Origin of the sequence: Pseudomonas palmensis (genome assembly GCF_017848315.1) — a bacterium.
Classification (GTDB): domain Bacteria; phylum Pseudomonadota; class Gammaproteobacteria; order Pseudomonadales; family Pseudomonadaceae; genus Aquipseudomonas; species Aquipseudomonas palmensis.
In genome coordinates, this window is record NZ_JAFKEC010000034.1 from 16316 (window position 1) to 38256 (window position 21941).

At 64.6% G+C, this 21941-nt stretch carries 20 protein-coding genes; 11 read left to right on the plus strand and 9 right to left on the minus strand.

What is annotated here, in order from left to right; genetic code table 11:
- Positions 1-14: 14 nt before the first annotated feature.
- Positions 15-1028, minus strand: coding sequence for a D-cysteine desulfhydrase (locus JZZ72_RS17390; protein WP_088514102.1), 1014 nt, complete (start codon positions 1026-1028; stop codon positions 15-17).
- Positions 1029-1221: 193 nt separating this feature from the next.
- Between JZZ72_RS17390 and epsC the strand changes: the two genes are divergently transcribed.
- A complete protein-coding gene (gene epsC, locus JZZ72_RS17395; RefSeq protein WP_043861603.1) occupies positions 1222-2154 on the plus strand; it encodes a serine O-acetyltransferase EpsC in 933 nt (310 codons plus the stop codon).
- Positions 2155-2428: 274 nt separating this feature from the next.
- On the plus strand, positions 2429-4426 hold the full coding sequence (gene betT, locus JZZ72_RS17400) for a choline transporter BetT (protein WP_054915907.1): 1998 nt from the start codon (positions 2429-2431) through the stop codon (positions 4424-4426).
- A 150-nt stretch (positions 4427-4576) separates the two neighbouring features.
- Here the strand turns inward: betT and tauD are convergent, their stop codons facing one another.
- Genes tauD through tauA form a run of 4 tightly spaced genes read right to left on the minus strand, consistent with a single transcriptional unit; the run spans position 4577 to position 8055 of the window.
- Positions 4577-5410, minus strand: a complete 834-nt coding sequence (gene tauD, locus JZZ72_RS17405; protein ID WP_054915908.1) for a taurine dioxygenase — start codon at positions 5408-5410, stop codon at positions 4577-4579.
- Between the two features lie 21 nt (positions 5411-5431).
- Positions 5432-6271, minus strand: coding sequence for a taurine ABC transporter permease TauC (gene tauC / locus JZZ72_RS17410; protein ID WP_043861606.1), 840 nt, complete (start codon positions 6269-6271; stop codon positions 5432-5434).
- The gene (tauB, locus tag JZZ72_RS17415) at positions 6268-7062 is read right to left on the minus strand and encodes a taurine ABC transporter ATP-binding subunit (RefSeq protein WP_043861607.1); all 795 of its coding nucleotides are present in this window, start codon (positions 7060-7062) and stop codon (positions 6268-6270) included. Before tauB ends, tauC begins: the two co-directional genes overlap by 4 nt.
- Positions 7063-7077: 15 nt before the next feature.
- A complete protein-coding gene (tauA, locus tag JZZ72_RS17420) occupies positions 7078-8055 on the minus strand; it encodes a taurine ABC transporter substrate-binding protein (RefSeq protein ID WP_210014765.1) in 978 nt (325 codons plus the stop codon).
- A gap of 490 nt (positions 8056-8545) precedes the next feature.
- Between tauA and JZZ72_RS17425 the strand changes: the two genes are divergently transcribed.
- The 8 genes from JZZ72_RS17425 (at position 8546) to JZZ72_RS17460 (ending at position 15704) form a co-directional block, all read left to right on the plus strand.
- Positions 8546-9910 carry an OprD family porin gene (locus tag JZZ72_RS17425; RefSeq protein WP_058541687.1) on the plus strand — a complete coding sequence of 455 codons (1365 nt, stop codon included), beginning with the start codon at positions 8546-8548 and terminating at the stop codon, positions 9908-9910.
- 157 nt (positions 9911-10067) lie between these two features.
- On the plus strand, positions 10068-10706 hold the full coding sequence (locus tag JZZ72_RS17430; protein ID WP_054915909.1) for a peroxiredoxin: 639 nt from the start codon (positions 10068-10070) through the stop codon (positions 10704-10706).
- Positions 10707-10983: 277 nt separating this feature from the next.
- Positions 10984-11577 (plus strand): NADPH-dependent FMN reductase, encoded by a 594-nt coding sequence (gene ssuE / locus JZZ72_RS17435; RefSeq protein ID WP_043861611.1) that lies wholly within the window; start codon positions 10984-10986, stop codon positions 11575-11577.
- A gap of 96 nt (positions 11578-11673) precedes the next feature.
- Positions 11674-12639, plus strand: a complete 966-nt coding sequence (locus JZZ72_RS17440) for a sulfonate ABC transporter substrate-binding protein (RefSeq protein ID WP_054915910.1) — start codon at positions 11674-11676, stop codon at positions 12637-12639.
- 58 nt (positions 12640-12697) lie between these two features.
- Entirely contained in the window at positions 12698-13846 is a 1149-nt protein-coding gene (ssuD, locus tag JZZ72_RS17445) for an FMNH2-dependent alkanesulfonate monooxygenase (protein ID WP_210014766.1), read from the plus strand.
- 10 nt (positions 13847-13856) lie between these two features.
- Positions 13857-14651 (plus strand): aliphatic sulfonate ABC transporter permease SsuC, encoded by a 795-nt coding sequence (ssuC, locus tag JZZ72_RS17450; protein WP_043861614.1) that lies wholly within the window; start codon positions 13857-13859, stop codon positions 14649-14651.
- The gene (ssuB, locus tag JZZ72_RS17455; RefSeq protein ID WP_043861615.1) at positions 14648-15460 is read left to right on the plus strand and encodes an aliphatic sulfonates ABC transporter ATP-binding protein; all 813 of its coding nucleotides are present in this window, start codon (positions 14648-14650) and stop codon (positions 15458-15460) included. The genes ssuC and ssuB overlap by 4 nt, the downstream gene beginning before the upstream one ends.
- 28 nt (positions 15461-15488) lie before the next feature.
- A complete protein-coding gene (locus JZZ72_RS17460) occupies positions 15489-15704 on the plus strand; it encodes a TOBE domain-containing protein (RefSeq protein ID WP_043861616.1) in 216 nt (71 codons plus the stop codon).
- 78 nt (positions 15705-15782) lie between these two features.
- Here JZZ72_RS17460 and JZZ72_RS17465 read toward each other — a convergent pair whose 3' ends face one another.
- The 4 genes from JZZ72_RS17465 to JZZ72_RS17480 all read right to left on the minus strand — a co-directional run bounded on the left by JZZ72_RS17465 (position 15783) and on the right by JZZ72_RS17480 (position 20849).
- Positions 15783-16409, minus strand: a complete 627-nt coding sequence (locus JZZ72_RS17465; RefSeq protein WP_043861617.1) for a TetR/AcrR family transcriptional regulator — start codon at positions 16407-16409, stop codon at positions 15783-15785.
- Between the two features lies 1 nt (position 16410).
- Positions 16411-17997 carry a glutamate--cysteine ligase gene (gene gshA, locus JZZ72_RS17470; protein WP_043861618.1) on the minus strand — a complete coding sequence of 529 codons (1587 nt, stop codon included), beginning with the start codon at positions 17995-17997 and terminating at the stop codon, positions 16411-16413.
- Between the two features lie 153 nt (positions 17998-18150).
- Positions 18151-18537: a PaaI family thioesterase gene (locus tag JZZ72_RS17475; protein WP_210014767.1), complete on the minus strand. Its 387-nt coding sequence runs from the start codon at positions 18535-18537 to the stop codon at positions 18151-18153.
- Complete coding sequence (locus JZZ72_RS17480; RefSeq protein WP_058541685.1) at positions 18534-20849, minus strand: Tex family protein; 2316 nt, start codon at positions 20847-20849, stop codon at positions 18534-18536. Before JZZ72_RS17480 ends, JZZ72_RS17475 begins: the two co-directional genes overlap by 4 nt.
- Before the next feature lie 242 nt (positions 20850-21091).
- On the opposite strand from JZZ72_RS17480, the gene ompR reads away from it, so the two are divergent.
- A complete protein-coding gene (gene ompR / locus JZZ72_RS17485; RefSeq protein ID WP_043861620.1) occupies positions 21092-21832 on the plus strand; it encodes an osmolarity response regulator transcription factor OmpR in 741 nt (246 codons plus the stop codon).
- The last annotated feature ends 109 nt before the right edge of the window (positions 21833-21941 follow it).

A 21941-nucleotide genomic window follows, 5' to 3' on the forward strand; every position in this document is an offset into this window, starting at 1 on the left:
CCCGCTGATATCAATTAAGCCGTTATTGGTTGACTGCTCCAGACCTCAGGGTAGGCGAATAATGCAGGAGCCCCACCGGTATGCAGAAAAATCAGCGGGCCGTCGTCGAAACGCTGGCGCGCGATGCCGTCGAGCAGCCCGGCCATGGCCTTGCCGGTGTACACCGGGTCCAGCAGCAGGCCCTCGTGGCTGGCCAGCAGGCGGATGGCGGCCAGGGTGCCGGCATTCGGTTCGCCGTAGCGCGGCGCGAAGTACTCGTCCCACAGTTCGACCTTGAAGGCGTCAGGCAGGTCGATACCCAGCAGCTCGGCGGTGCGTTCGGCCAGGCCCTGCACCTTGGGACGCTGGGCCTCGTCGCTGCGCGACACGGTCACGCCGATCAGCGGCAGTTGCGGCAGCGCTTGGGCCAGCGCCAGGCCCAGGCCGCTGTGGGTGCCCGCACTGCCGGAGGCCAGCACCACCCCGGCGAAGGTCTGCCCGCTGCGGGTGATCTGCTCGGCCAGCTCCAGCCCGGCGCGCACATAGCCCAGGGCGCCACGCGCATTTGAACCGCCAATCGGCACGATGTAGGGCTTGCGTCCGCTGGCATGCAGGCGCACGGCCAGCGCCTGCAACTGGTCATCGGCATCGTCGAGGTTATCCACAAGCTCGACCCTGGCGTCGAACAGTTCCAGCAGCAGGCGGTTGCCGTTGTGCTGGTAGGCGGGGGAGTCGGTGCCGATGGGGTTTTCCAGCAGGGCCACGCAGCCCAGGCCCAGTTGCGCGGCCAGTGCTGCGGTCTGGCGCACGTGGTTGGACTGGATGGCGCCGGCGGTGATCAGCGTATCGGCACCGCTGGCCAGCGCGTCGGCGGCCAGGTACTCGAGCTTGCGCAGCTTGTTGCCGCCCAGGGCCAGCGGGGTGAGGTCGTCGCGCTTGATGTAGATGTCGCGCCCGGCCCAGGCCGACAGGCGTTCGAGCCGGTGCAGCGGGGTGGGTGCATCGAGCAAGGGCAGGCGTTTGAAGCGTTCGAGCTGGTGTTCGATCATGGCATCGGGCTGACTGGGGAAACTTCGACTATAGGCAGCCGTGGGCGTCTCTTCCACTGGGCCGGCTTATGCCGGATTTATAGCCAAAGCGCATAAAGGGATATTTTTTCCGCCGTGGCCATTTGCCGTAAAGTGATCCGCAACAAGGCGGCCACCCCCTCCACAAGCCGCCGCCGCGTCAGGAGAGACAACCGTGAGCGACAACGCGCAAACAGGCCATTGGCAGTTGCAAACCCTCGTCAGCCAGCTGCGTTCAGCCCGTGACCAATGGCGCAGCCGCAATGGCCGCAGCAGTGGCGAGCAGGGCGGGCGCGAGCTGCCCTCGCGCGAGGCGATGCGCCAGATTCTCGAGCAGCTGTGCGGCGCGCTGTTCCCCATGCGCCTGGGCCCGGTGGACCTGCGCGAAGAGAGCGAAGACTTCTATGTGGGCAACACCCTGGACGCGGCGCTGACCGCATTGCTGGCCCAGGCGCGCCTTGAGCTGCGCTACGCCGCGCGCCAGGGCAAGGCCGAGTCGCTGGAGATTGACGCCCAGGCGCTGCGCCTGATCCAGGATTTCGCCGCCGCCCTGCCGGGCCTGCGCACGTTGCTCGATACCGATGTACTGGCGGCCTATCACGGCGACCCGGCGGCGCGCAGCGTGGACGAGGTGCTGCTGTGCTACCCCGGCGTGCTGGCAGTGATCCACCACCGCCTGGCGCATCACCTGTACCGCGCCGGGCTGCCGCTGCTGGCGCGCATCAGTTCGGAGCTGGCGCATTCGGCCACCGGCATCGACATTCACCCCGGCGCGCAGATCGGCCCGAGCTTCTTCATCGACCATGGCACCGGTGTGGTGATCGGCGAGACGGCGATCATTGGCGAGCGGGTGCGTATCTACCAGGCGGTGACCCTGGGCGCCAAGCGGTTCCCGGCGGACGAGTCGGGGCAGTTGCAGAAGGGCCAGCCGCGCCACCCGATCGTCGAGGACGACGTGGTGATTTACGCCGGCGCGACTATTCTGGGGCGTATCACCATCGGCAAGGGCTCGACCATCGGCGGCAATGTGTGGCTGACCCGCAGTGTGGCGGCAGGCAGCAACCTGACCCAGGCCAATCTGCAGCATGATGATGGGACGCAGAAGTAAGGAACTTTCCTGGGAACGCCAGCCTCTGTAGGAGCCGGCCTTGCCGGCGATCGAGCGCGTAGCGATCGCCGGTTGCCCATGCGCTGATGCGGGCCTGATCCATTTTTCGCCGGCAATGCCGGCTCCTACAGGGTCGCGCACCGACCCCATCCATGTTTAACTTGAACGCTCGTTCAACTTAAACGGTGGTCCGCTGCCGGTGTTCAACAGGAGGAAACCCTTTGCTGAACCCGTACAACTCAACCCTCACACCCCCCCGCGAGGTGCACACGCAATGAGTGCACCGTCTTCGAATACCCCCAGCACTATCCGCATGAACCCCCCGGTGTTCTATTTTGCCGCCAGCTTCATCCTGCTGTTCGGCCTGGCCGTGATCAGCAACCCGCAGGTGGCCGGTGAATGGCTGCTGGCGGCGCAGAACTGGGCCGCCAACACCGTGGGCTGGTACTACATGCTGGCGATGACCCTGTACCTGGTCTTCGTGGTGGTCACCGCCTTGTCCGGCTACGGCAAGATCAAGCTCGGTGCCGACCACGACGAACCCGAGTTCAGCTACCTGTCGTGGGCCGGCATGCTGTTCGCCGCCGGCATCAGCATCACGCTGTTCTTCTTCTGCGTCTCCGAACCCCTGACCCACCTGCTGCAGCCGCCCCAGGGCGAAGCCGGCACCGCCGAGGCCGGGCGCCAGGCGATGCAGCTGCTGTTTCTGCACTGGGGCCTGCACGGTTGGGGCGTGTTCGCCTTCGTGGGCATGGCGCTGGCCTATTTCGCCTACCGCCACAACCTGCCGCTGGCGCTGCGTTCGGCGCTGTACCCGCTGATCGGCAAGCGCATCAACGGCCCCATCGGCTACGCGGTGGACGGCTTCGGCATCATCGCCACGGTGTTCGGCCTGGGCGCCGACATGGGCTTTGGTGTGCTGCACCTTAACTCGGGCCTGGACTACCTGTTCGGCATCCCGCACACCCAGTGGGTGCAGGTGATCCTGATCAGCCTGATGATGGGGGCAGCGGTGGTGGTGGCCATCGCCGGGGTCGACAAGGGCGTGCGGGTGATGTCCGACATCAACATGGTGCTGGCCTGCGCACTGCTGCTGTTCGTACTGTTCGCCGGGCCTACCCAGCACCTGTTCAACACCCTGATCCAGAACCTGGGCGACTACCTGGGCGCGTTGCCGCGCAAGAGCTTCGATGTGTACGCCTACAACGAACCGAGCGACTGGCTGGGCGGCTGGACGGTGTTCTACTGGGCCTGGTGGATTGCCTGGGCGCCGTTCGTCGGGTTGTTCATCGCACGGATTTCCCGCGGGCGCACCATCCGCGAGTTCGTGTTCGGCGTGCTGCTGATTCCGCTGGGCTTCACCCTGGCGTGGATGTCCATCTTCGGCAACAGCGCGATCCTGCAGGTGCTCAATGGCGCCACGGCGCTGGGGCAGTCGGCGCTGGAAAACCCCTCGATGAGCCTGTACCTGCTGCTGGAAACCTACCCGTGGAGCAAGGTGGTGATCGCGGTCACGGTGTTCATCAGCTTCGTGTTCTTCGTCACTTCGGCCGACTCGGGCACGGTAGTGCTCTCGACCCTGTCGGCCCGTGACGGCAGCCCGGACGAGGACGGCCCCAACTGGCTGCGGGTGTTCTGGGGTGCGATGACGGCGCTGGTGACCAGCGGGCTGCTGTTTGCCGGCAGCATCGACTCGCTCAAGTCGGCGGTGGTGCTGACCTCGCTGCCGTTCTCGGTGATCCTGCTGGCGATGATGTGGGGCCTGCACAAGGCGTTCTACCTGGAGTCGCAGCGTCAGATCGCGCAGATGCACTCGCTGGCACCGTTCGCCAACTCGCGGCGCGGGCGTGGCGGCTGGCGGCATCGCCTGAGCCAGGCGGTGCACTTCCCCTCGCGGGACGAGGTGTACCGGTTCATGGATGACGTGGTGCGCCCGGCGATTGCCGAGGTGACCGACGTGTTTGCCGAGAAGGGCCTGAATGTCATCACCCAGGAAGACCCGAGCCACGACAACGTGAGCCTGAAGATCGGCCATGGCGAAGAGCAGCCGTTCATCTACCAGGTGCAGATGCGCGGCTACTTCACGCCATCGTTCGCACTGGCCGGGCTGGGCACGCAGGAGTTGAAGAACCGGCGCTACTACCGCGCCGAGGTGCACCTGAGCGAAGGCAGCCAGGATTACGACCTGGTGGGCTACAGCAAGGAGCAGATCATCAACGACATCCTCGACCAGTACGAGCGTCACCTGCAGTTTTTGCACATGGTGCGTTAGGGCTGCCGGCCCCTTCGCCGGCAAGGCCGGCTCCTACAGGAGCCGGATTTGCCGGCGAATGCCCCCCTCTTGCCAGCTACGCCCAACGGGGTGTTTTCATACCTTGATTCGTACCACGTAGTACGTAATCAATGGCCGCGGCGCACCGCCTCAAAACGGCTTGTCGCCCAGAATAGTCGCCCGATGCATTACCCGCCGCTGCGGTCGGTAATCGTCCACCGCGTAATGCTGCGTTACGCGGTTGTCCCAGAACGCCACGTCGTTTTCCTGCCAACGCCAGCGGATGGTGAACTCCGGGCGCGTGGCGTGGGCGAACAGCAGTTTCAGGATCGCCTCGCTCTCGGCCTCGCCCAGTTCGTTGATGCGGGTAGTGAAGCCTTCGCTCACGAACAGCGATTTGCGCCCGCTCACCGGGTGCGTGCGGATCACCGGGTGCGACAGCGGCGGGTTGTTGCGCCGCGCCGCTTCCCAGCGCGCCAGGTCTTCGGCGGTGTTGCCAAAGCGCTCCAGCGGAAACGACTTGGTGAAGTCGTGGGTGGCGGTCAGCCCGTCGAGCAGCTGGCGCAGCGGCGCCGACAGTGCCTCATAGGCGGCAATGCCGCTGGCCCACAGGGTGTCGCCACCATAGGCCGGCAACTGCTTGGCGCTGAGCACCGCACCCAGCGCCGGGGTGGGCAGAAAGGTCACGTCGGTATGCCAGATGGCGTTGTCGCGTACATCGGTGACGGCCGTGTCGAGCACCAGCACCTGTGGCGTTTCGGGCACGTTGGGGTAGATGGGGTGAATGTGCAGATCGCCGAAACGCGCGGCAAAACTGGCCTGTTGCTGCGGGGTCAGCGGCTGCTCGCGAAAGAACAGCACCTGGTGCTGGAGCAGCGCCTGCTCCACGGCGTCACGGTGTTCACGGCTGATCTCGCGGGTCAGGTCGATGCCGCTGATCTGGGCGCCGAGCGCGGGGCTCAGCGGGGTAATGGTCAGGCTCATGTCGGTCTCTTTGTGCAAGTCTCAATGGCTCTGGCCATGCCAGGGCACCAGCTTGCGCTGCAGGGCGCGCAAGCTCATTTCCAATGCGAAGGCGATCAGGGCAATCACCAGAATGCCCAGCACCACCACGTCGGTCACCAGGAACTGCGCGGCTGACTGCACCATGAAGCCCAGCCCGCTGGTGGCGGCAATCAGTTCGGCGGCCACCAGGGTCGACCAGCCCACGCCCAGGCCGATGCGCACGCCGGTAAGAATGTCGGGCAGCGCGCTGGGCAGGATCACGTGGCGAATCAGTTGTGCCCGGGTGGCCCCCAGCGACTGCGCGGCGCGCAGCCTGGCCGGGTCGACGGTGCGTACGCCGGTGGCAGTGGCGATGGCGATCGGGGCGAAGATCGCCAGGTAGATCAGCAACACCTTGGACAACTCGCCGATGCCGCACCAGATCACGATCAACGGCAGGTAGGCCAGCGGCGGGATCGGCCGATAGAACTCGATCAGCGGGTCGAAGATGCCGCGGGCAATACGGTTGTGGCCGATGGCGATGCCGATCGGGATCGCGGTCAGGATCGCCGCGCCCAGGGCCAGGCCGATACGCTGCAGGCTCGCGCCCAGGTGCTGCCACAGGGTCGATTCCATGTAGCCCTGGGTCATCAGTAGCCAGGCCTTGCCCAGCACCGCCTCGGGCGAGGGCAGAAACAGCGGCTCGATCCATTCGGCGGCGGTCACCGCCCACCAGGCCAGCAGCAGCGTGGCCAGGGTCAGTACGCTGATCCAGCGTGTGCTCAGGCTGCGCCGCACCTTCACGGGCACCGCTGCAGCAGCGGCAGGTTTGGCCGTTACCGGCAGGTCGAGGCTGCTCATGCGAGCTCCTTGCGCGGTGTGGCGCTGCGTTGGGAGAACACCCGCGACAGTACGTGCTCGCGGGTTTCGATGAAGCGTGGGTCGGACTTGATCGCGCGTGCCGATTCGCCTGCGGCGTAGCGCTGGCCGAAGTCCAGTTGCAGGCGCTCGACGATCTGCCCCGGGTTGGGCGCCAGCAGCACCAGTTCGGTGGCCAGGAACACCGCCTCCTCGATGTCGTGGGTAATCAGGAACACCGGTTTGGCGGTGCGTTGCCACACCTGCAGCAGCAGTTCCTGCATCTGTTCGCGGGTGAATGCATCCAGGGCGCCGAACGGCTCGTCCATCAGCAGGATGCGCGGGTCGGCAGCCAGTGCACGGGCCAGGCCCACACGCTGCTTCTGCCCGCCCGACAACTGCCAGATACGCCGGCTGCCGAAGTCGGCCAGGTCCACCAGGGCGAGCATTTCGCGGGCCCTGGCTTCACGTTGTGCACGGGGTACGCCGGCCAGTTCCAGGCCGAAGCCGACGTTGGCCAGTACGTCCTGCCAGGGCAGCAGGGCGTCGTCCTGGAACACCACGCCACGGTCGGCGCCGGGGCCCTGCACCGCTTGGCCATCGAGGGTGATGCGCCCGGCGCTGGGGGTGACGAAGCCGGCGATCAGGTTGAGCAGCGAAGTCTTGCCGCTGCCGGAAGGGCCCAGGGCCACCAGCAGCTGCTGCGGGCCCAGGCTCAGTGAGATGTCGGCCAGTACGGGTTCGGCAGCGCCGGGGTACTGTGCGCTGATGCGCTCCAGTTGTAGCAGGGCCATGAAGGGGCTCCGGTGTCAGTTGGTGATGAACTGGGCGCTGATATAGGGCGCGTAGTCCGGCAGTACCGCGTCGACCTTGCCTTGTTCCTTGAGAAAGGTGGCGGTGTCGGTGATGGCCTTGGTGGTCGGTGCGCCCAGGGCCGCGACCTGGTCGGCGGCCAGCGGGAACACGTTGCCCTGCAGCAGGCCCGGAATGTCCGCGGCCTTGGCGCCGGAAAGCTTGACCAGCTTGTCGACGTTGGCCTTGTCGGCCAGCCAGGCTTGCGGGTTTTTGCGGTAGTCGGCGTAGGCGTCGAGGGTGACCTTGGCGAAGGCCTTGACGATCTCGGGGTGCTTGGCGGCGAAGTCCTTGCGCACGATCCAGGCGTCGAAGGTCGGCGCGCCTTTTTCGGCCAGCTCGCCGGAGGTGATCAGCACCTTGCCGTTTTCCTTGGCCACGCCCAGGGCTGGGTCCCATACGTAGGTGGCGTCGATGTCGCCGCGCTTCCAGGCGGCGATGATCGCCGGTGGCGCGAGGTTGAGGATCTGCACCTTGGACGGGTCGATGTTCCACTGTTTGAGTGCGGCCAGCAGGCTGTAGTGGCCGGTGGACACGAACGGTACGGCGATCTTCTTGCCGATCAGGTCCTGCGGCGAGTTGATGCCGCTGCCCTCGCGAGCCACCAGTGCCTCGGCGGCGCCGATCTGGGTGGCGATCAGGAAGGTTTCCACCGGCAGCTTGCGGGTGGCGGCGGCGGCCAGGGGGCTGGAGCCCAGGTAGCCGATCTGTACGTCACCGGAGGCGACGGCGGTGATCACGTCGGCGCCGCTGTCGAACTTGCGCCAGTCGATGCTGGCCTTGCTGGTCTTTTCATAGGTGCCATCGACCTGGGCCACCTTGGCCGGATCGACGGTGGTCTGGTAGGCCACGGTCAGGTCGGCGGCCTGGACGAAGAAGGCGGCACCGGCCAGGGCCAGGGCGGTGAACAGGCGCAGCGGGGCAGGCAGGGTCATGGAAAACTCCTCGTCAGGCGGGTAGGCGGTGTGGATGACGAGAAGACTAATTGATCTAAGAATGTAGAAATAAATAACTTTTTGGCATTAGCTTAGGAGTCATTGGCTGGATGACCCGAGTCAAGGTGGTCGCTGCCAGGGTGGTGAACAATCGCGGGCTGCCGGGGCAATGAGGAAGATGATCGGTATAAAAAATATATTTTTAAGAAGATATGGGAATTAGCTTATGGGCTATCCTGCAAAACGCTGAAATAATCGGACTATATTCCGTAATAATCTGAAAAATTCACAAAATTGTCTTTTTTGATTTATAGGATTGTCATTATCCTTCGCACCCAAGGCCGGCGCCTTAGACCAAAGTAGTGAAACGACTGGTTACGATTGACTTATCAGTCACGCTTTGGTGCTAATCGCCAATCGTCTTTGGAGCGGAACGACAGAGTCTGCCCATCAAGCGACACACAAAAATTAGAATCGAAAGGAGTGATGCATGAACAAGTCCAGCCTGGCACTTGCCGTGGCCGTAGGGGTACTGGCCCAGCAAGCGGGTGCAGCCGGTTTCGTAGAGGACAGCAAGCTGTCGCTCAGTTCGCGAACCATGTATTTCGATAACGACAACCGTTATTCCCCTACTCCGGCTAACAACCGCGGTCCGGATAACCGTGAGGTTGGCCAGGGATTCAAGCTGGACTACCTGTCGGGTTTCACCCAAGGTACCGTGGGCTTTGGTGTAGATGTACAGGCACTCTGGGGTATCCATCTGGACGGTGGCCGTGGCAAGCACCCGGATAACAGCACCTTCCTGCCAAGCGACACCGACGGCTCTGCAGTGAGCCAATGGGCGCGTATTGGTGGTAACGCCAAGGCTCGTTTCTCCAAGACTGAGGCTCATTTCGGCAGCGCTCTGGCCCCGAACCTGCCAATCCTGGTCGCGAACGATGGCCGTTTGCTGCCGCAAACGTTTGAAGGCGGCACCATCCAGTCGAAAGAAATCGACAACCTGACCCTGAACGGCGGCCAGCTGACCCACGCCATGGGCCGTGCTTCGAGCAACCGTACCGGCCTGTCGGTGAACGGTGCGAGCGCAGACAGCAACAAGTTCCAGTTTGCCGGTGGCGACTGGAAGGTCACCAAAGATCTGACCCTGCAGTACTACTACTCGAACCTGGAAGACTTCTACAAACAGCACTTCCTGGGCCTGGTGCACGTGCTGCCAATCGGTGAAGACCAGTCCTTCAAGACCGACCTGCGCTACTTCGACAGCAGCAGCGACGGCAAGAACAGCAGCGGCGACGCTGGTTATGGCTTCAACAATAACAACGGTTATGCCAAGCACGCAGGCGAAGTCGACAACAAGACCTGGAGTGCAATGTTCACCTACACCCTGGGCGGCCATGCAGTCTTGCTGGGCCACCAGCAAGTGGGTGATGACGGTGGTTTCGTCTGGTTGAACCAAGGTTCGGTGCGTGACGGTAACGGTCGTCCAGAAGGTGCGGGTGGCGCAAGCTTCTACCTGTTCACCGACAGCATGATCAACCAGTTCGCCCGTGCGGGTGAGAACACCACATTCGGCCAATACTCGTATGACTTCGCTCGCCTGGGTGTTCCGGGTCTGAAGACTGCGATCTCGTATCTGCACGGTGAGAATGTTCGCAACGCCTCCGGTCAGGGCTCCTACAGTGAGTGGGAACGCGATGCGCGTATCGACTACGTGCTGCAAGAAGGCACCTTCAAGGGCCTTGGCGTCAGCTTGCGTCACGGCGTATATCGCGGCACCAACGGTGATACCAGCGAGTACACCAAAGATACCGACCAAACCCGCCTGATCTTCAACTACACCTACAACTTCATGTAAGTGTGATTGATGAAGAAACCCCGCCTTGCGCGGGGTTTTTTTCGCCTCCATTCCAATAGATCTAAAAATTATAAATAAATCGATATTTATTCTTTTTAACCTTATGCACAGGGAGGCTACAGTGAGGTCATAAACAACCCAGCCAAGGAGCCGCACCATGAGCCTCAGACTCGGCGATATCGCCCCCGATTTCGAACAGGATTCCAGCGCGGGCAAGATCCGCTTCCACGAGTGGCTGGGCGACAGCTGGGGCGTGCTGTTCTCGCACCCCGCCGACTTCACGCCGGTGTGCACCACGGAACTGGGCTTTACCGCCAAGCTCAAGGACCAGTTCGCCGAGCGCGGGGTCAAGGCCATCGCGCTGTCGGTCGACCCGGTGGACTCGCACCACCGCTGGATCGAAGACATCAATGAAACCCAGAACACCCTCGTCAACTTCCCGATCCTGGCCGACGCCGACCGCAAGGTGTCGGACCTGTACGACCTGATCCACCCCAACGCCAGCGACACCCTGACGGTACGCTCCCTGTTCGTGATCGACCCGAACAAGAAGATCCGCCTGACCATCACCTACCCGGCCAGCACCGGCCGCAACTTCAACGAGATTTTGCGGGTGATCGATTCGTTGCAGCTCACCGACAACCACAAGGTCGCCACACCGGCCAACTGGCAGGACGGTGACGAGGTGGTGATCGTGCCGTCGCTCAAGGACGAAGAGGAAATCAAGCGGCGCTTTCCGAAAGGCTACCGGGCGGTCAAGCCGTACCTGCGCCTGACCCCGCAGCCTAACCGTTGAATGTTTTGATGTAGCCACAGCAGGGCATTTCGGGGCCGTTTCGACGGCCCTTTTTTTATGTCCGCGCGGGCCTCTTTCGCCGGCAAGGCCGGCTCCTGCAGGGTTGCACTGCCCCCTGTAGGAGCCGGCCTTGCCGGCGAAGCTCTTATAGTTCCATATAGAATAAACAAATGAAAAAATATGATTTATTGGTATATATGCCGAGCTGTTATGGTCACTCCACTCCAGCGAGATCCAATCTCGCGGCCCTCTAGAACACGATCAAGGAAGTGCTCCAATGCTGGTTGTTTCTCTCGGCGGTAGTCCCAGTCTGCGTTCGCGCTCCGGCGTCCTGCTCGACCGCGCGCGGCAATGGCTGAACAGCCAGGGCGTGGAAGTGGTGAGCTTCCAGGTGCGCGATTTCCCCGCCGAAGACCTGCTGCACGCACGTTTCGACAGCCCCACGGTGCAGCACTTCCTGCAACTGGTAGCCCAGGCCGACGGCCTGGTGGTTGCCACCCCGGTATACAAGGCGTCCTTCGCCGGTGCGCTGAAGACCCTGCTCGACCTGCTGCCCGAGCGTGCGCTGGAACACAAGGTGGTTCTGCCCATCGCCACCGGTGGCAGCATCGCCCACATGCTGGCGGTGGACTACGCGCTCAAGCCGGTGCTCTCGGCGCTCAAGGCCCAGGAGACCCTGCAGGGGATCTTCGCCGACGACAGCCAGATCGCCTACGGCGAAGGCAGCGCCGCCGCCCAATTGGCGCCGGTGCTTGAGCAGCGTCTCAACGAATCGCTGGAACTGTTTCACAGCGCCCTGGCGCGCCGCCCCAAGCCGGTGGCCCCGGGCCTGCTCAACGAACGTCTGCTCAGTGCTCGCTGGAGCATCTGAAGCGCTACACCGGCTTTACCGTCTTACCCCACCTTACTCGCCCGCCAACGGGCAAGCAGGTGCAGCCTGAACCCCCACAGCAAAAAGGAGAGCGCTATGCGCACTGTCGTTTTGCGTCGCGGTCTGGTCGCTCTGTTTGCTGCGGCTGTGTCCTTCGGCGCCATCACTCAAGCCCAGGCCGAGAGCCTGCGCATCGGTTACCAGAAGTACGGCACCCTGGTGCTGCTCAAGGCCAAGGGCTCCCTTGAAAAGCGCCTGGCTGCCCAGGGCGTGCAGGTGCAGTGGACTGAATTCCCCGGCGGCCCGCAGCTGCTCGAGGGCCTCAACGTGGGCTCCATCGACTTCGGCGTGACCGGCGAAACCCCGCCCGTGTTTGCCCAGGCCGCCGGTGCCGACCTGCTCTACGTGGCCTACGAGCCACCGGCCCCCACCAGCGAGGCGATCCTGGTGCCCAAGGGTTCGCCGATCCAGTCGGTGAAGGAACTCAAGGGCAAGAAGGTCGCCCTGAACAAGGGCTCCAACGTGCATTACCTGCTGGTGCGCGCCCTGGAAGACGCCGGCCTCAAGTACACCGACATCACGCCGGTATTCCTGCCGCCAGCCGATGCCCGCGCCGCGTTCGAGCGTGGCAGCGTCGACGCCTGGGTCATCTGGGACCCGTACCAGGCCGCCGCCGAGCAGCAGTTGCAGGCACGCACCCTGCGCGATGGCAGTGGCATCGTCGACAACCACCAGTTCTATCTGGCCACCCGGCCCTATGCGCAGCAGCACCCTGAAGTGATTGCCGCGCTGGTGGACGAGGTGCGCGCGGTGGGCGAGTGGTCCAAGGCCAACCCGCAGGAGGTCACCGACCAGGTGGCGCCGCTGCTGGGCCTGCCGGCCGACATCACCCTGACCTCGGTCAAGCGCCAGGGCTACGGTGCGCATTTCCTGACCCCGGACGTGGTCACCGCCCAGCAGAAGATCGCCGACACCTTCCATACCCTGAAGCTGATTCCCAAGCCGCTGAGCATCAAGGATGTGATCTGGACGCCACCGGCCAAGGTCGCCACCGCGCCTTGACGTTCGACCGCACCGGGGCGCCGCCCCGGCTTGCGCCACCCCTTAGGAGACAACTCCAATGAGCCTCAATGTTTTCTGGTTTCTGCCAACCCACGGCGACGGTCATTACCTTGGCACCGCCGAAGGTGCTCGCGCTGTCGATCATGGTTACCTGCAACAGATCGCCCAGGCCGCCGACCGTCTGGGCTTCGGTGGCGTGCTGATCCCTACCGGCCGCTCGTGCGAAGACTCGTGGCTGGTGGCCGCGTCGCTGATTCCGGTGACCCAGCGCCTGAAGTTCCTGGTGGCCCTGCGCCCGGGAATCATCTCGCCGACCGTGGCGGCGCGCCAGGCCGCGACCCTCGACCGCCTGTCCAATGGCCGTGCGCTGTTCAACCTGGTGACCGGTGGCGACCCGGAAGAGCTGTCCGGCGACGGCCTGTTCCTCAGTCACGAAGAGCGCTACCAGGCCTCGGTGGAATTCACCCGCATCTGGCGCCGCGTGCTGGAAGGCGAAACCGTCGACTACGATGGCCAGCACATCAAGGTAAAAGGCGCCAAGCTGCTCTACCCGCCGGTGCAGCAGCCACGCCCGCCGCTGTACTTCGGTGGCTCGTCGGAAGCGGCGCAAGACCTCGCCGCCGAACAGGTCGAGCTGTACCTGACCTGGGGCGAGCCACCGGCCGCCGTGGCCGAGAAAATCGAACAGGTGCGCGCCAAGGCCGCCAAGCAGGGCCGTAGCGTTCGTTTCGGTATCCGCCTGCACGTGATCGTGCGCGAGACCAACGCCGAGGCCTGGCAAGCGGCCGAGCGCCTGATCTCGCACCTGGACGACGACACCATTACCCGTGCCCAGGCCTCGTTGGCGCGCTTCGACTCGGTGGGCCAGCAACGCATGGCTGCGCTGCATGGCGGCAACCGCGACAACCTGGAGGTCAGCCCCAACCTGTGGGCCGGGGTCGGCCTGGTGCGTGGCGGTGCCGGCACCGCGCTGGTCGGCGATGGCCCGACCGTGGCTGCACGGGTCAAGGAATACGCCGACCTGGGTATCGACACCTTCATCTTCTCCGGTTATCCGCACCTGGAAGAGTCCTACCGCGTGGCCGAACTGCTGTTCCCGCACCTGGACATCCAGCGCCCCGAGGCCCCGGCCGGTGCCAACTACGTAAGCCCGTTCGGTGAGATGGTCGCCAACGACATCCTGCCCAAAGCCGCGGCCAAGGCGTGAGGATCGAAGCATGAAACGATCCTCCATTCCCTTGTCGCATCGCCTGGCGCCGTGGGCCCTGCCCGTGCTGCTGCTGGCGGTGTGGCAGCTGGCGGTCAGCGCCGGCTGGCTGTCGACGCGCATCCTGCCGGCGCCGAGCGCGGTGCTCAGTGCCGGCGTAGAGTTGGTGCGCAGCGGCGAAATCTGGACCCACCTGGCCATCAGCGGCTGGCGCGCCGCGGTCGGCTTCGTGATCGGCGGCAGCATCGGCCTGGCGCTGGGCTTCATCACCGGCCTGTCGAAGTGGGGCGAACGCCTGCTCGACAGCTCGGTGCAGATGATCCGCAACGTGCCGCACCTGGCGCTGATCCCGCTGGTGATCCTGTGGTTCGGCATCGACGAGTCGGCAAAGATCTTCCTGGTGGCCCTGGGCACCCTGTTCCCGATCTACCTGAACACCTACCACGGCATCCGCAACGTCGACCCGGCGCTGGTGGAGATGGCCCGCAGCTATGGCCTGAGCGGTTTTGCGCTGTTTCGCCAGGTGATCCTGCCCGGTGCGCTGCCCTCGATCCTGGTGGGCGTGCGCTTCGCGCTGGGCTTCATGTGGCTGACCCTGATCGTGGCCGAAACCATCTCGGCCAACGCCGGCATCGGCTACCTGGCGATGAACGCCCGCGAATTTCTGCAAACCGACGTGGTGGTGCTGGCGATCGTGCTGTACGCCGTGCTCGGCAAGCTCGCCGACCTGGCCGCCCGTGGCCTGGAGCGTGTATGGCTGCGCTGGCACCCGGCCTATCAAGTCAGCAAGGGAGACGGCGCATGACCGTGCTCAAGGAACAACCGCCACGGCTGCTGCGCGGAATACCGCTGGCCGTGCACAAGCTGCAAAAGACCTTTGGCCAACGTCAGGTGCTGCGCGACATCGACTTGCACATCCCGGCGGGCCAGTTCGTTGCCATCGTCGGCCGTAGCGGCTGCGGCAAGAGCACCCTGCTGCGTCTGCTGGCCGGGCTCGACCAGCCCAGTGCCGGCGAGCTGCTGGCCGGTTCTGCGGCGCTCAGCGATGCCCGCGAGGACACCCGGCTGATGTTCCAGGAGGCGCGCCTGCTGCCCTGGAAGAAAGTCATCGACAACGTCGGCCTGGGGCTTACCGGCAACTGGCGTGAGCGTGCGTTGCAGGCGCTGGAGGCGGTGGGCCTGGCAGACCGGGCCAACGAGTGGCCGGCGGCGTTGTCCGGTGGGCAGAAGCAGCGCGTGGCCCTGGCCCGTGCGCTGATTCACCAGCCGCGCCTGCTGCTGCTGGACGAGCCGCTGGGCGCACTGGATGCGCTGACCCGGATCGAGATGCAGCAACTGATCGAGAACCTGTGGCGCAAGCACGGCTTCACCGTGTTGCTGGTGACCCATGACGTCAGCGAAGCGGTGGCGGTGGCCGATCGGGTGATCCTGATCGAGGACGGCGAGATCGGCCTGGACCTGCTGGTCGACCTGCCGCGTCCGCGGGCACGCGGCTCGCATCGCCTGGCGGCGCTGGAAACCGAAGTGCTGAATCGTGTCCTGTCGGTGCCGGGCACCCCGCCCGAGCCTGAACCTGTAGCACCTTTGCCCACGCAACTGCGTTGGGCCCATTGATCTTTCGTCTTTAAAAGGAAACCTGCACATGACCATCAAAGCGATCAACGTACGTAACCAGTTCAAAGGCACTGTGAAAGAAATCCTGGAAGGCCCTGTACTGTCGGAAATCGACGTGCAGACGGCATCGGGCATCGTCACCTCGGTGATCACCACCCGTTCGGTCAAGGAGCTGGAACTGGTGGTGGGCAGTGAGGTGATTGCGTTCGTGAAGTCGACTGAAGTGTCGATCGCCAAGCTCTGAAAAAGCTTCGCCGGCAAGGCCGGCTCCTACAGGTTTACAGCGGGCCTGTAGGAGCCGGCCTTGCCGGCGAAAGGGCCGTCAGCGTTTGGGCAGAAAGGGCGGCAGATACAACCCCAGGTACGCATCGAACACCCGCATTCCTTCCTCCGCCATGCGCGGGGTGATCTGCCCGTGCAGCTGCACCGAGCGGGCATACACCCGGTCTCCCAGCTCCATCGCCAGGGCAAACACATCCACATCGTCCGGCAACGCCGGCAGCCGGAAGTGCTCGGCAAACAGCTTGTGCATCAGGTCGCCCAGCTCGATATCGTGCTGGCGGTCGGCCTGGGTCACTTCGCTCAGCCCATGCTGCGCCAGAATCAGCTGGCGCGCCGCCGCATCCTGGTTGTAGATGCTCAGCATGCGCTGCTCCACCAGGCGCGACAGGTCGCCCCAGTGCTGCAGGCTGCCAGGCTCGATCGGCGCCTGCAGGCAGGCGCGAAAGGCGCTGTGCACATCCGCCGTCAAGGCTTCCAGCAGCGCCGGCACACTGGCGAAGAAGTGGTACACCGACGAGGGCGGGATCTGTGCGCGTTCGGCCACTGCATAGATCGACAGGCTGGCCACGCCTTCGCTGGCCAGCAGGTCGCGTGCGGCGGCCAGGATCGAGTCGATCCGGGCCTGGCTGGCAGCGCGCGGTTTGCGGGGCGTGGCTGCACGGCTCATGTCAGTTGCTGATCGCCAGGATGCTGGCCTGGTAGGCGCCCACGAACAGGTCGAAATCGACCACGTCCTCTTCGCGCTCCAGGGTGGCCTGGGCCTCCAGCGATTCACGCGCCAGGGCCTCGAAACGCTGCTGCGCCTCGCTGCTCAGGGGCGTGCCGCGCAGGTAGTCGGCATGCGCCTGGCTCTGGCGCAGGGAGAAGCGGCTGAAGCTCTCCTTGTGCTCGGTCATGCTCGCCAGCACCTGGGCCGACGGCGTCAGCGACGGGTCGCTGACCTTGGCCGCCTGCGCGGCCAGGGCCTTGGCGTGCTCGTCGCTGGCGTGGCTGCGGTCGAGCAGTTCGGCCAGCGGGGCGATACGTTGCAGCAGCTCGTCGGCCCACTGCTTGAGCGCGACCGGCTGGCCGTCACGTTGCAGCTCCAGGCCAGGCTTGCGGCCCTGCTTGACCACGCTGAGGAAGTTGCTGGTGCACTGGCCGCACTCGCCATTGTCCAGCAGCGGGCTCTGCTCCAGTGCGCAGAACAGCAGGAAGGCATCGAGGAAGCGCGCTTCGGTGAGGTCGATGCCGGTGGGCAGGAACGGATTGATGTCCAGGCAGCGCACTTCGATGTACTGGATGCCGCGGGCCATCAGCGCCTGGATCGGCCGCTCGCCGCTGTAGGTCACGCGCTTGGGGCGGATGTTGGAGTAGTACTCGTTTTCGATCTGCAGGATGTTGGTGTTCAGCTGCACCCACTCGCCATCCTTGTGCGTGCCGATCTCGACATACGGCGCATAGGGCGTGGCGACGGCCTTGCGCAGGCTGTCGGTGTAGCTGGCCAGGTTGTTGTAGCACGGCGTCAGGCCGGCCTGGGCGTTGCTCTGGTAACCCAGGTCGCTCATGCGCAGGCTGGTGGCGTAGGGCAGGTACAGGGTGTCGGCATCGAATTGTTCGAGCTGGTGCGCGCGGCCGCGAAGGAAGCCTGCGTCCAGCGCCGGGGAGGCGCCGAACAGGTACATCAGCAGCCAGCTGTAGCGACGGAAGTTGCGGATCAGTGCGATGTACGCCGACGACTGGTAGTCGCGGTCGTCGCCCGCCTGGCCTTCGGCCTGGCGCAGCAGCGGCCAGATCTGTTCTGGCAGCGAAAAATTGTAGTGGATGCCGGCAATGCATTGCATGGTGCGCCCGTAGCGCAGGGCCAGGCCCTTGCGGTACACGTACTTGAGCTGACCGATGTTCGAGGTGCCGTACCAGGCGATCGGGATGTCTTCCTCGGCCGGCAGCGGGCAGGGCATCGACGGGCTCCACAGGTACTCGTTACCGAGCTTGCTGTAGGCGAAGCGATGGATGTTCTCGAGGCTTTCGAGGGTCTGGGCAGGGTCGGCCAGGGCAGGGGTGATGAACTCCAGCAGCGACTCGGAATAGTCGGTGGTGATCTGCTCGTGGGTCAGGGCCGCGCCCAGGGCTTCGGGGTGCGGGGTCTGGGCCAGACGACCGTCCTCGGTCACGCGCAGGCATTCACGCTCGATGCCGTGCAGGCACTGCTTGAGCAGGGAGAGGTTGTCGCCCTGGCCGAGCAGGCTCAGGCGGCGGTTGAGAAGTTCGCTCAAGATGGATTCCTTCACGCGTCAGTCGCCCCAATATGGGGGTGGAAACGACGGTCTACAAGGGTGGACAGAGGAACTGGCGTGGTCGCCTGGTTTTCGCAGGGTTCCGGCAGTGCCCGCGCACTGCCGAAAGTACCGCACATTGGGCGTTTGCGGCTAGAGCACGGTGAAGGTGCCCTGGGCCCTGGCCATCAGTTTTTCGCCTTGCAGCACGTCGGCATCGACCACCAGGATGCGCCGCCCGGCCTGCAGCACGCGGGCCACGCACAGCACCTCGCCCTCGCTGACCGGACGCAGGTAGTTGATCTTGCATTCCACGGTGACGCTCTGCTTGTCGAAGCCATGGGCGCTGGAGCAGGCCAGGCCCATGGCGATGTCGACCAGGCTGAAGATCGCCCCGCCATGCAGCTTGCCGCCGCGGTTGCGCAGGTGCGGCTCAAGGGCCAGGGCCACCTCGGCAACGCCCTGGTCGAGGCGTTGCAGGCGACAGCCGAGCAGTTGGCTGAATGCGCTGCGCACCTGCTCTACGGGCAGGTCGGTCACTTCTTCTTCAACTGCTTGGCGTTGGCGAACAGCGAGGCCATGGCGTTGTTGGCCGGGGCCGGGGTCTCCTTGGCGCGTGCCGGCTGCTGCTGGCGCGGTGCCGAGCCCGGGCGGCTGCCGCGGGCGCCGTCGATTTTCTCGCCCGGGGTGTCGCCCATGCGCATCGACAGGCCCACGCGTTTGCGCGGAATGTCCACTTCCATGACCTTGACCTTGACCACGTCGCCGGCCTTGACCGCTTCACGCGGGTCCTTGATGAACTTCTCCGATAGCGCCGAGATGTGCACCAGGCCGTCCTGGTGCACGCCGATGTCGACGAAGGCACCGAAGTTGGTCACGTTGGTGACCACGCCTTCGAGGATCATGCCCAGTTGCAGGTCCTTGAGGTCTTCGACGCCTTCCTGGAACTCGGCGGTCTTGAACTCGGGGCGCGGGTCGCGGCCGGGCTTGTCCAGCTCTTGCAGGATGTCGGTGACGGTCGGCAGGCCGAAGGTTTCGTCGGTGAATTTTTTCGGGTCCAGGCGCTTGAGAAAGCCGCTGTCGCCGATCAGCGAGCGGATGTCGCGGTCGGTGTCGGCGGCGATGCGCTGTACCAGCGGGTAGGCTTCAGGGTGCACCGCCGAGGCGTCCAGCGGGTTGTCGCCGTTCATCACGCGCAAGAAGCCTGCGGCCTGCTCGAAGGTCTTCTCGCCCAGGCGGCTGACCTTTTTCAGCGCGGCGCGGGTCTTGAAGGCACCGTTGGCATCGCGGTGTGCCACGATGTTCTGCGCCAGGGTGCTGTTGAGGCCCGAGATGCGTGCCAGCAGCGCCACCGAGGCGGTGTTGACGTCCACGCCCACGGCGTTCACGCAGTCCTCGACCACCGCATCCAGGCCACGGGCCAGCTTGAGTTGCGACACGTCGTGCTGGTACTGGCCCACACCGATGGATTTGGGGTCGATCTTGACCAGTTCGGCCAGCGGGTCCTGCAGGCGACGGGCAATCGACACCGCGCCGCGGATCGACACGTCCAGGTCGGGGAATTCCTTGGCCGCCAGCTCGGAGGCCGAGTACACCGAGGCGCCGGCTTCGGAGACCATGATCTTGGTCATCTTCAAGGCTGGGTATTTCTTGATCAGCTCGGCGGCCAGCTTGTCGGTTTCACGGCTGGCGGTGCCGTTGCCGATGGCGATCAGCTCGACCTTGTGCCTGGCGCACAGGGCGGCGAGCACGGCGATGGTCTGGTCCCACTGGTTCTTGGGTACGTGCGGGTACACCGTGGCGGTGTCGAGCAGTTTGCCGGTAGCATCCACCACCGCCACCTTGCAGCCGGTGCGCAGGCCCGGGTCCAGGCCCAGGGTGGTGCGCGGGCCGGCCGGGGCGGCCAGCAGCAGGTCATGCAGGTTGTGGGCGAACACGTTGATCGCCTCGCTCTCGGCGTTGTCGCGCAGCTCGCCGAACAGGTCGGTTTCCAGGTGCGTGTAGAGCTTGACCTTCCAGGTCCAGCGCACCACTTCGCCCAGCCACTTGTCGGCTGGGCGGTTCTGGTTTTTCACGCCGAAGTGCTCGCCGATCATCATTTCGCAGGGGTGCAGGGTGCCGGGCAGCTCTTCGCCGACCTTGAGGCTGGCCGACAGCACGCCTTCGTTGCGCCCGCGGAAGATCGCCAGGGCGCGGTGCGAGGGCGCGCTCTTGAGCGGCTCGTCGTGTTCGAAGTAGTCGCGAAACTTTGCCCCTTCCTCTTCCTTGCCGGCCACCAGGCGAGCGCTGAGCACCGATTCCTGCTTGAGGAAGTTGCGCAGCTTGGCCAGCAGGCTGGCGTCTTCGGCGAAGCGCTCCATGAGGATGTACTTGGCGCCTTCGAGGGCCGCCTTGACGTCGGCCACGCCTTTTTCGGCGTCGACGAAGCGCGCCGCTTCGGTTTCCGGGTTCAGCTGCGGGTCGTTGAACAAGCCGTCGGCCAGCTCGCCCAGGCCGGCTTCCAGGGCGATCTGGCCCTTGGTGCGGCGCTTCTGCTTGTACGGCAGATAAAGGTCTTCGAGGCGGGTCTTGGTGTCGGCCAGCTTGATCTCGCGGGCCAGCTCCGGGGTCAGCTTGCCCTGCTCCTCGATGCTGGCCAGGATGCTGGCGCGGCGGTCGTCGAGTTCGCGCAGGTAGCGCAGGCGCTCTTCCAGGTTGCGCAGTTGGGTGTCGTCCAGGCTGCCGGTCACTTCTTTACGGTAACGGGCGATAAAGGGCACCGTGGAGCCTTCATCAAGTAGAGCCACGGCCGCTTCGACCTGTTGCGGGCGGACACCGAGTTCCTCGGCGATGCGGCTGTTGATGCTGTCCATAAAACCACCTGACAATTCGTGAATGCAAAGGCCGCAGGCCGGCGCCACGGGGCGCGCTCGAGCAGGGCGACGCTGGATCAAAGCGGCGCATTATACCCAGCGTTCCGGGCTTGCGGGGATCGCGGCGCGCCAGCCTGTCGGGGCATGCCGCTGGCGACTTGGGAAAAATCTGCTAACAATGCACACGGCACGCTCAAATGGCGCCTAAGCCATAATGCCCGCCGAGATTAAAGGAGCTACCCATGAGCAGCACTGCACAACCCGCCGAAGGCGAGAAAATCCTCATCGTCGATGACGACCCGGGCCTGAGCAGCCTGCTGGAGCGTTTCTTCACCAGCAAGGGCTACCGTGCCCGTGCCGTACCCAACACCGAACAGATGGACCGCCTGCTGGCGCGTGAAGTGTTCAACCTGATCGTGCTCGACCTGATGCTCCCCGGCGAAGACGGCCTGACCGCCTGCAAGCGCCTGCGCGGGGCAAACAACCAGGTGCCGATCATCATGCTCACCGCCAAGGGTGACGAGCTCAGCCGCATCAAGGGCCTGGAACTGGGCGCCGATGACTACCTGGCCAAGCCGTTCAACCCCGACGAACTGATGGCGCGGGTCAAGGCCGTGCTGCGTCGTCAGGCCCCGGTGGTACCGGGCGCACCAGGCAGCGAGGACGAAACCGTCACCTTCGGCGACTACGCGCTGTCGCTGGCCACCCGCGAACTCAAGCGCGGCGACGAAGTGCACATGCTCACCACCGGCGAATTCGCGGTGCTCAAGGCGCTGGTGATGCATGCCCGCGAGCCGCTGACCCGCGACAAGCTGATGAACCTGGCGCGCGGTCGCGAGTGGGACGCCCTGGAGCGCTCCATCGATGTGCAGATCTCGCGTTTGCGCCGCATGATCGAACCCGACCCTTCCAAGCCACGCTATATCCAGACCGTCTGGGGTGTGGGCTATGTCTTCGTGCCGGATGGCAATGCCGGCAAGTGAAGCCTTGTACAGGAGCAGGTCAGCATAGGCAGGGCGCCCCTCGGGTTGCCCTGTTTTTGCCTGTGCCGAAATCCGCAACGCCTGCGAGCCGCGCTCGCTCCTGCCAACC

What these genes read in the sequence shown, in the direction of transcription:
- JZZ72_RS17390 (WP_088514102.1), bottom strand. Translation starts at nt 1,028, where the DNA reads ATGATCGAACACCAGCTCGAACGCTTCAAACGCCTGCCCTTGCTCGAT.
- betT (WP_054915907.1), top strand. Translation starts at nt 2,429, where the DNA reads ATGAGTGCACCGTCTTCGAATACCCCCAGCACTATCCGCATGAACCCC.
- tauD (WP_054915908.1), bottom strand. Translation starts at nt 5,410, where the DNA reads ATGAGCCTGACCATTACCCCGCTGAGCCCCGCGCTCGGCGCCCAGATC.
- tauC (WP_043861606.1), bottom strand. Translation starts at nt 6,271, where the DNA reads ATGAGCAGCCTCGACCTGCCGGTAACGGCCAAACCTGCCGCTGCTGCA.
- tauB (WP_043861607.1), bottom strand. Translation starts at nt 7,062, where the DNA reads ATGGCCCTGCTACAACTGGAGCGCATCAGCGCACAGTACCCCGGCGCT.
- tauA (WP_210014765.1), bottom strand. Translation starts at nt 8,055, where the DNA reads ATGACCCTGCCTGCCCCGCTGCGCCTGTTCACCGCCCTGGCCCTGGCC.
- JZZ72_RS17425 (WP_058541687.1), top strand. Translation starts at nt 8,546, where the DNA reads ATGAACAAGTCCAGCCTGGCACTTGCCGTGGCCGTAGGGGTACTGGCC.
- JZZ72_RS17430 (WP_054915909.1), top strand. Translation starts at nt 10,068, where the DNA reads ATGAGCCTCAGACTCGGCGATATCGCCCCCGATTTCGAACAGGATTCC.
- ssuE (WP_043861611.1), top strand. Translation starts at nt 10,984, where the DNA reads ATGCTGGTTGTTTCTCTCGGCGGTAGTCCCAGTCTGCGTTCGCGCTCC.
- JZZ72_RS17440 (WP_054915910.1), top strand. Translation starts at nt 11,674, where the DNA reads ATGCGCACTGTCGTTTTGCGTCGCGGTCTGGTCGCTCTGTTTGCTGCG.
- ssuD (WP_210014766.1), top strand. Translation starts at nt 12,698, where the DNA reads ATGAGCCTCAATGTTTTCTGGTTTCTGCCAACCCACGGCGACGGTCAT.
- ssuC (WP_043861614.1), top strand. Translation starts at nt 13,857, where the DNA reads ATGAAACGATCCTCCATTCCCTTGTCGCATCGCCTGGCGCCGTGGGCC.
- ssuB (WP_043861615.1), top strand. Translation starts at nt 14,648, where the DNA reads ATGACCGTGCTCAAGGAACAACCGCCACGGCTGCTGCGCGGAATACCG.
- JZZ72_RS17460 (WP_043861616.1), top strand. Translation starts at nt 15,489, where the DNA reads ATGACCATCAAAGCGATCAACGTACGTAACCAGTTCAAAGGCACTGTG.
- JZZ72_RS17465 (WP_043861617.1), bottom strand. Translation starts at nt 16,409, where the DNA reads ATGAGCCGTGCAGCCACGCCCCGCAAACCGCGCGCTGCCAGCCAGGCC.
- JZZ72_RS17480 (WP_058541685.1), bottom strand. Translation starts at nt 20,849, where the DNA reads ATGGACAGCATCAACAGCCGCATCGCCGAGGAACTCGGTGTCCGCCCG.
- ompR (WP_043861620.1), top strand. Translation starts at nt 21,092, where the DNA reads ATGAGCAGCACTGCACAACCCGCCGAAGGCGAGAAAATCCTCATCGTC.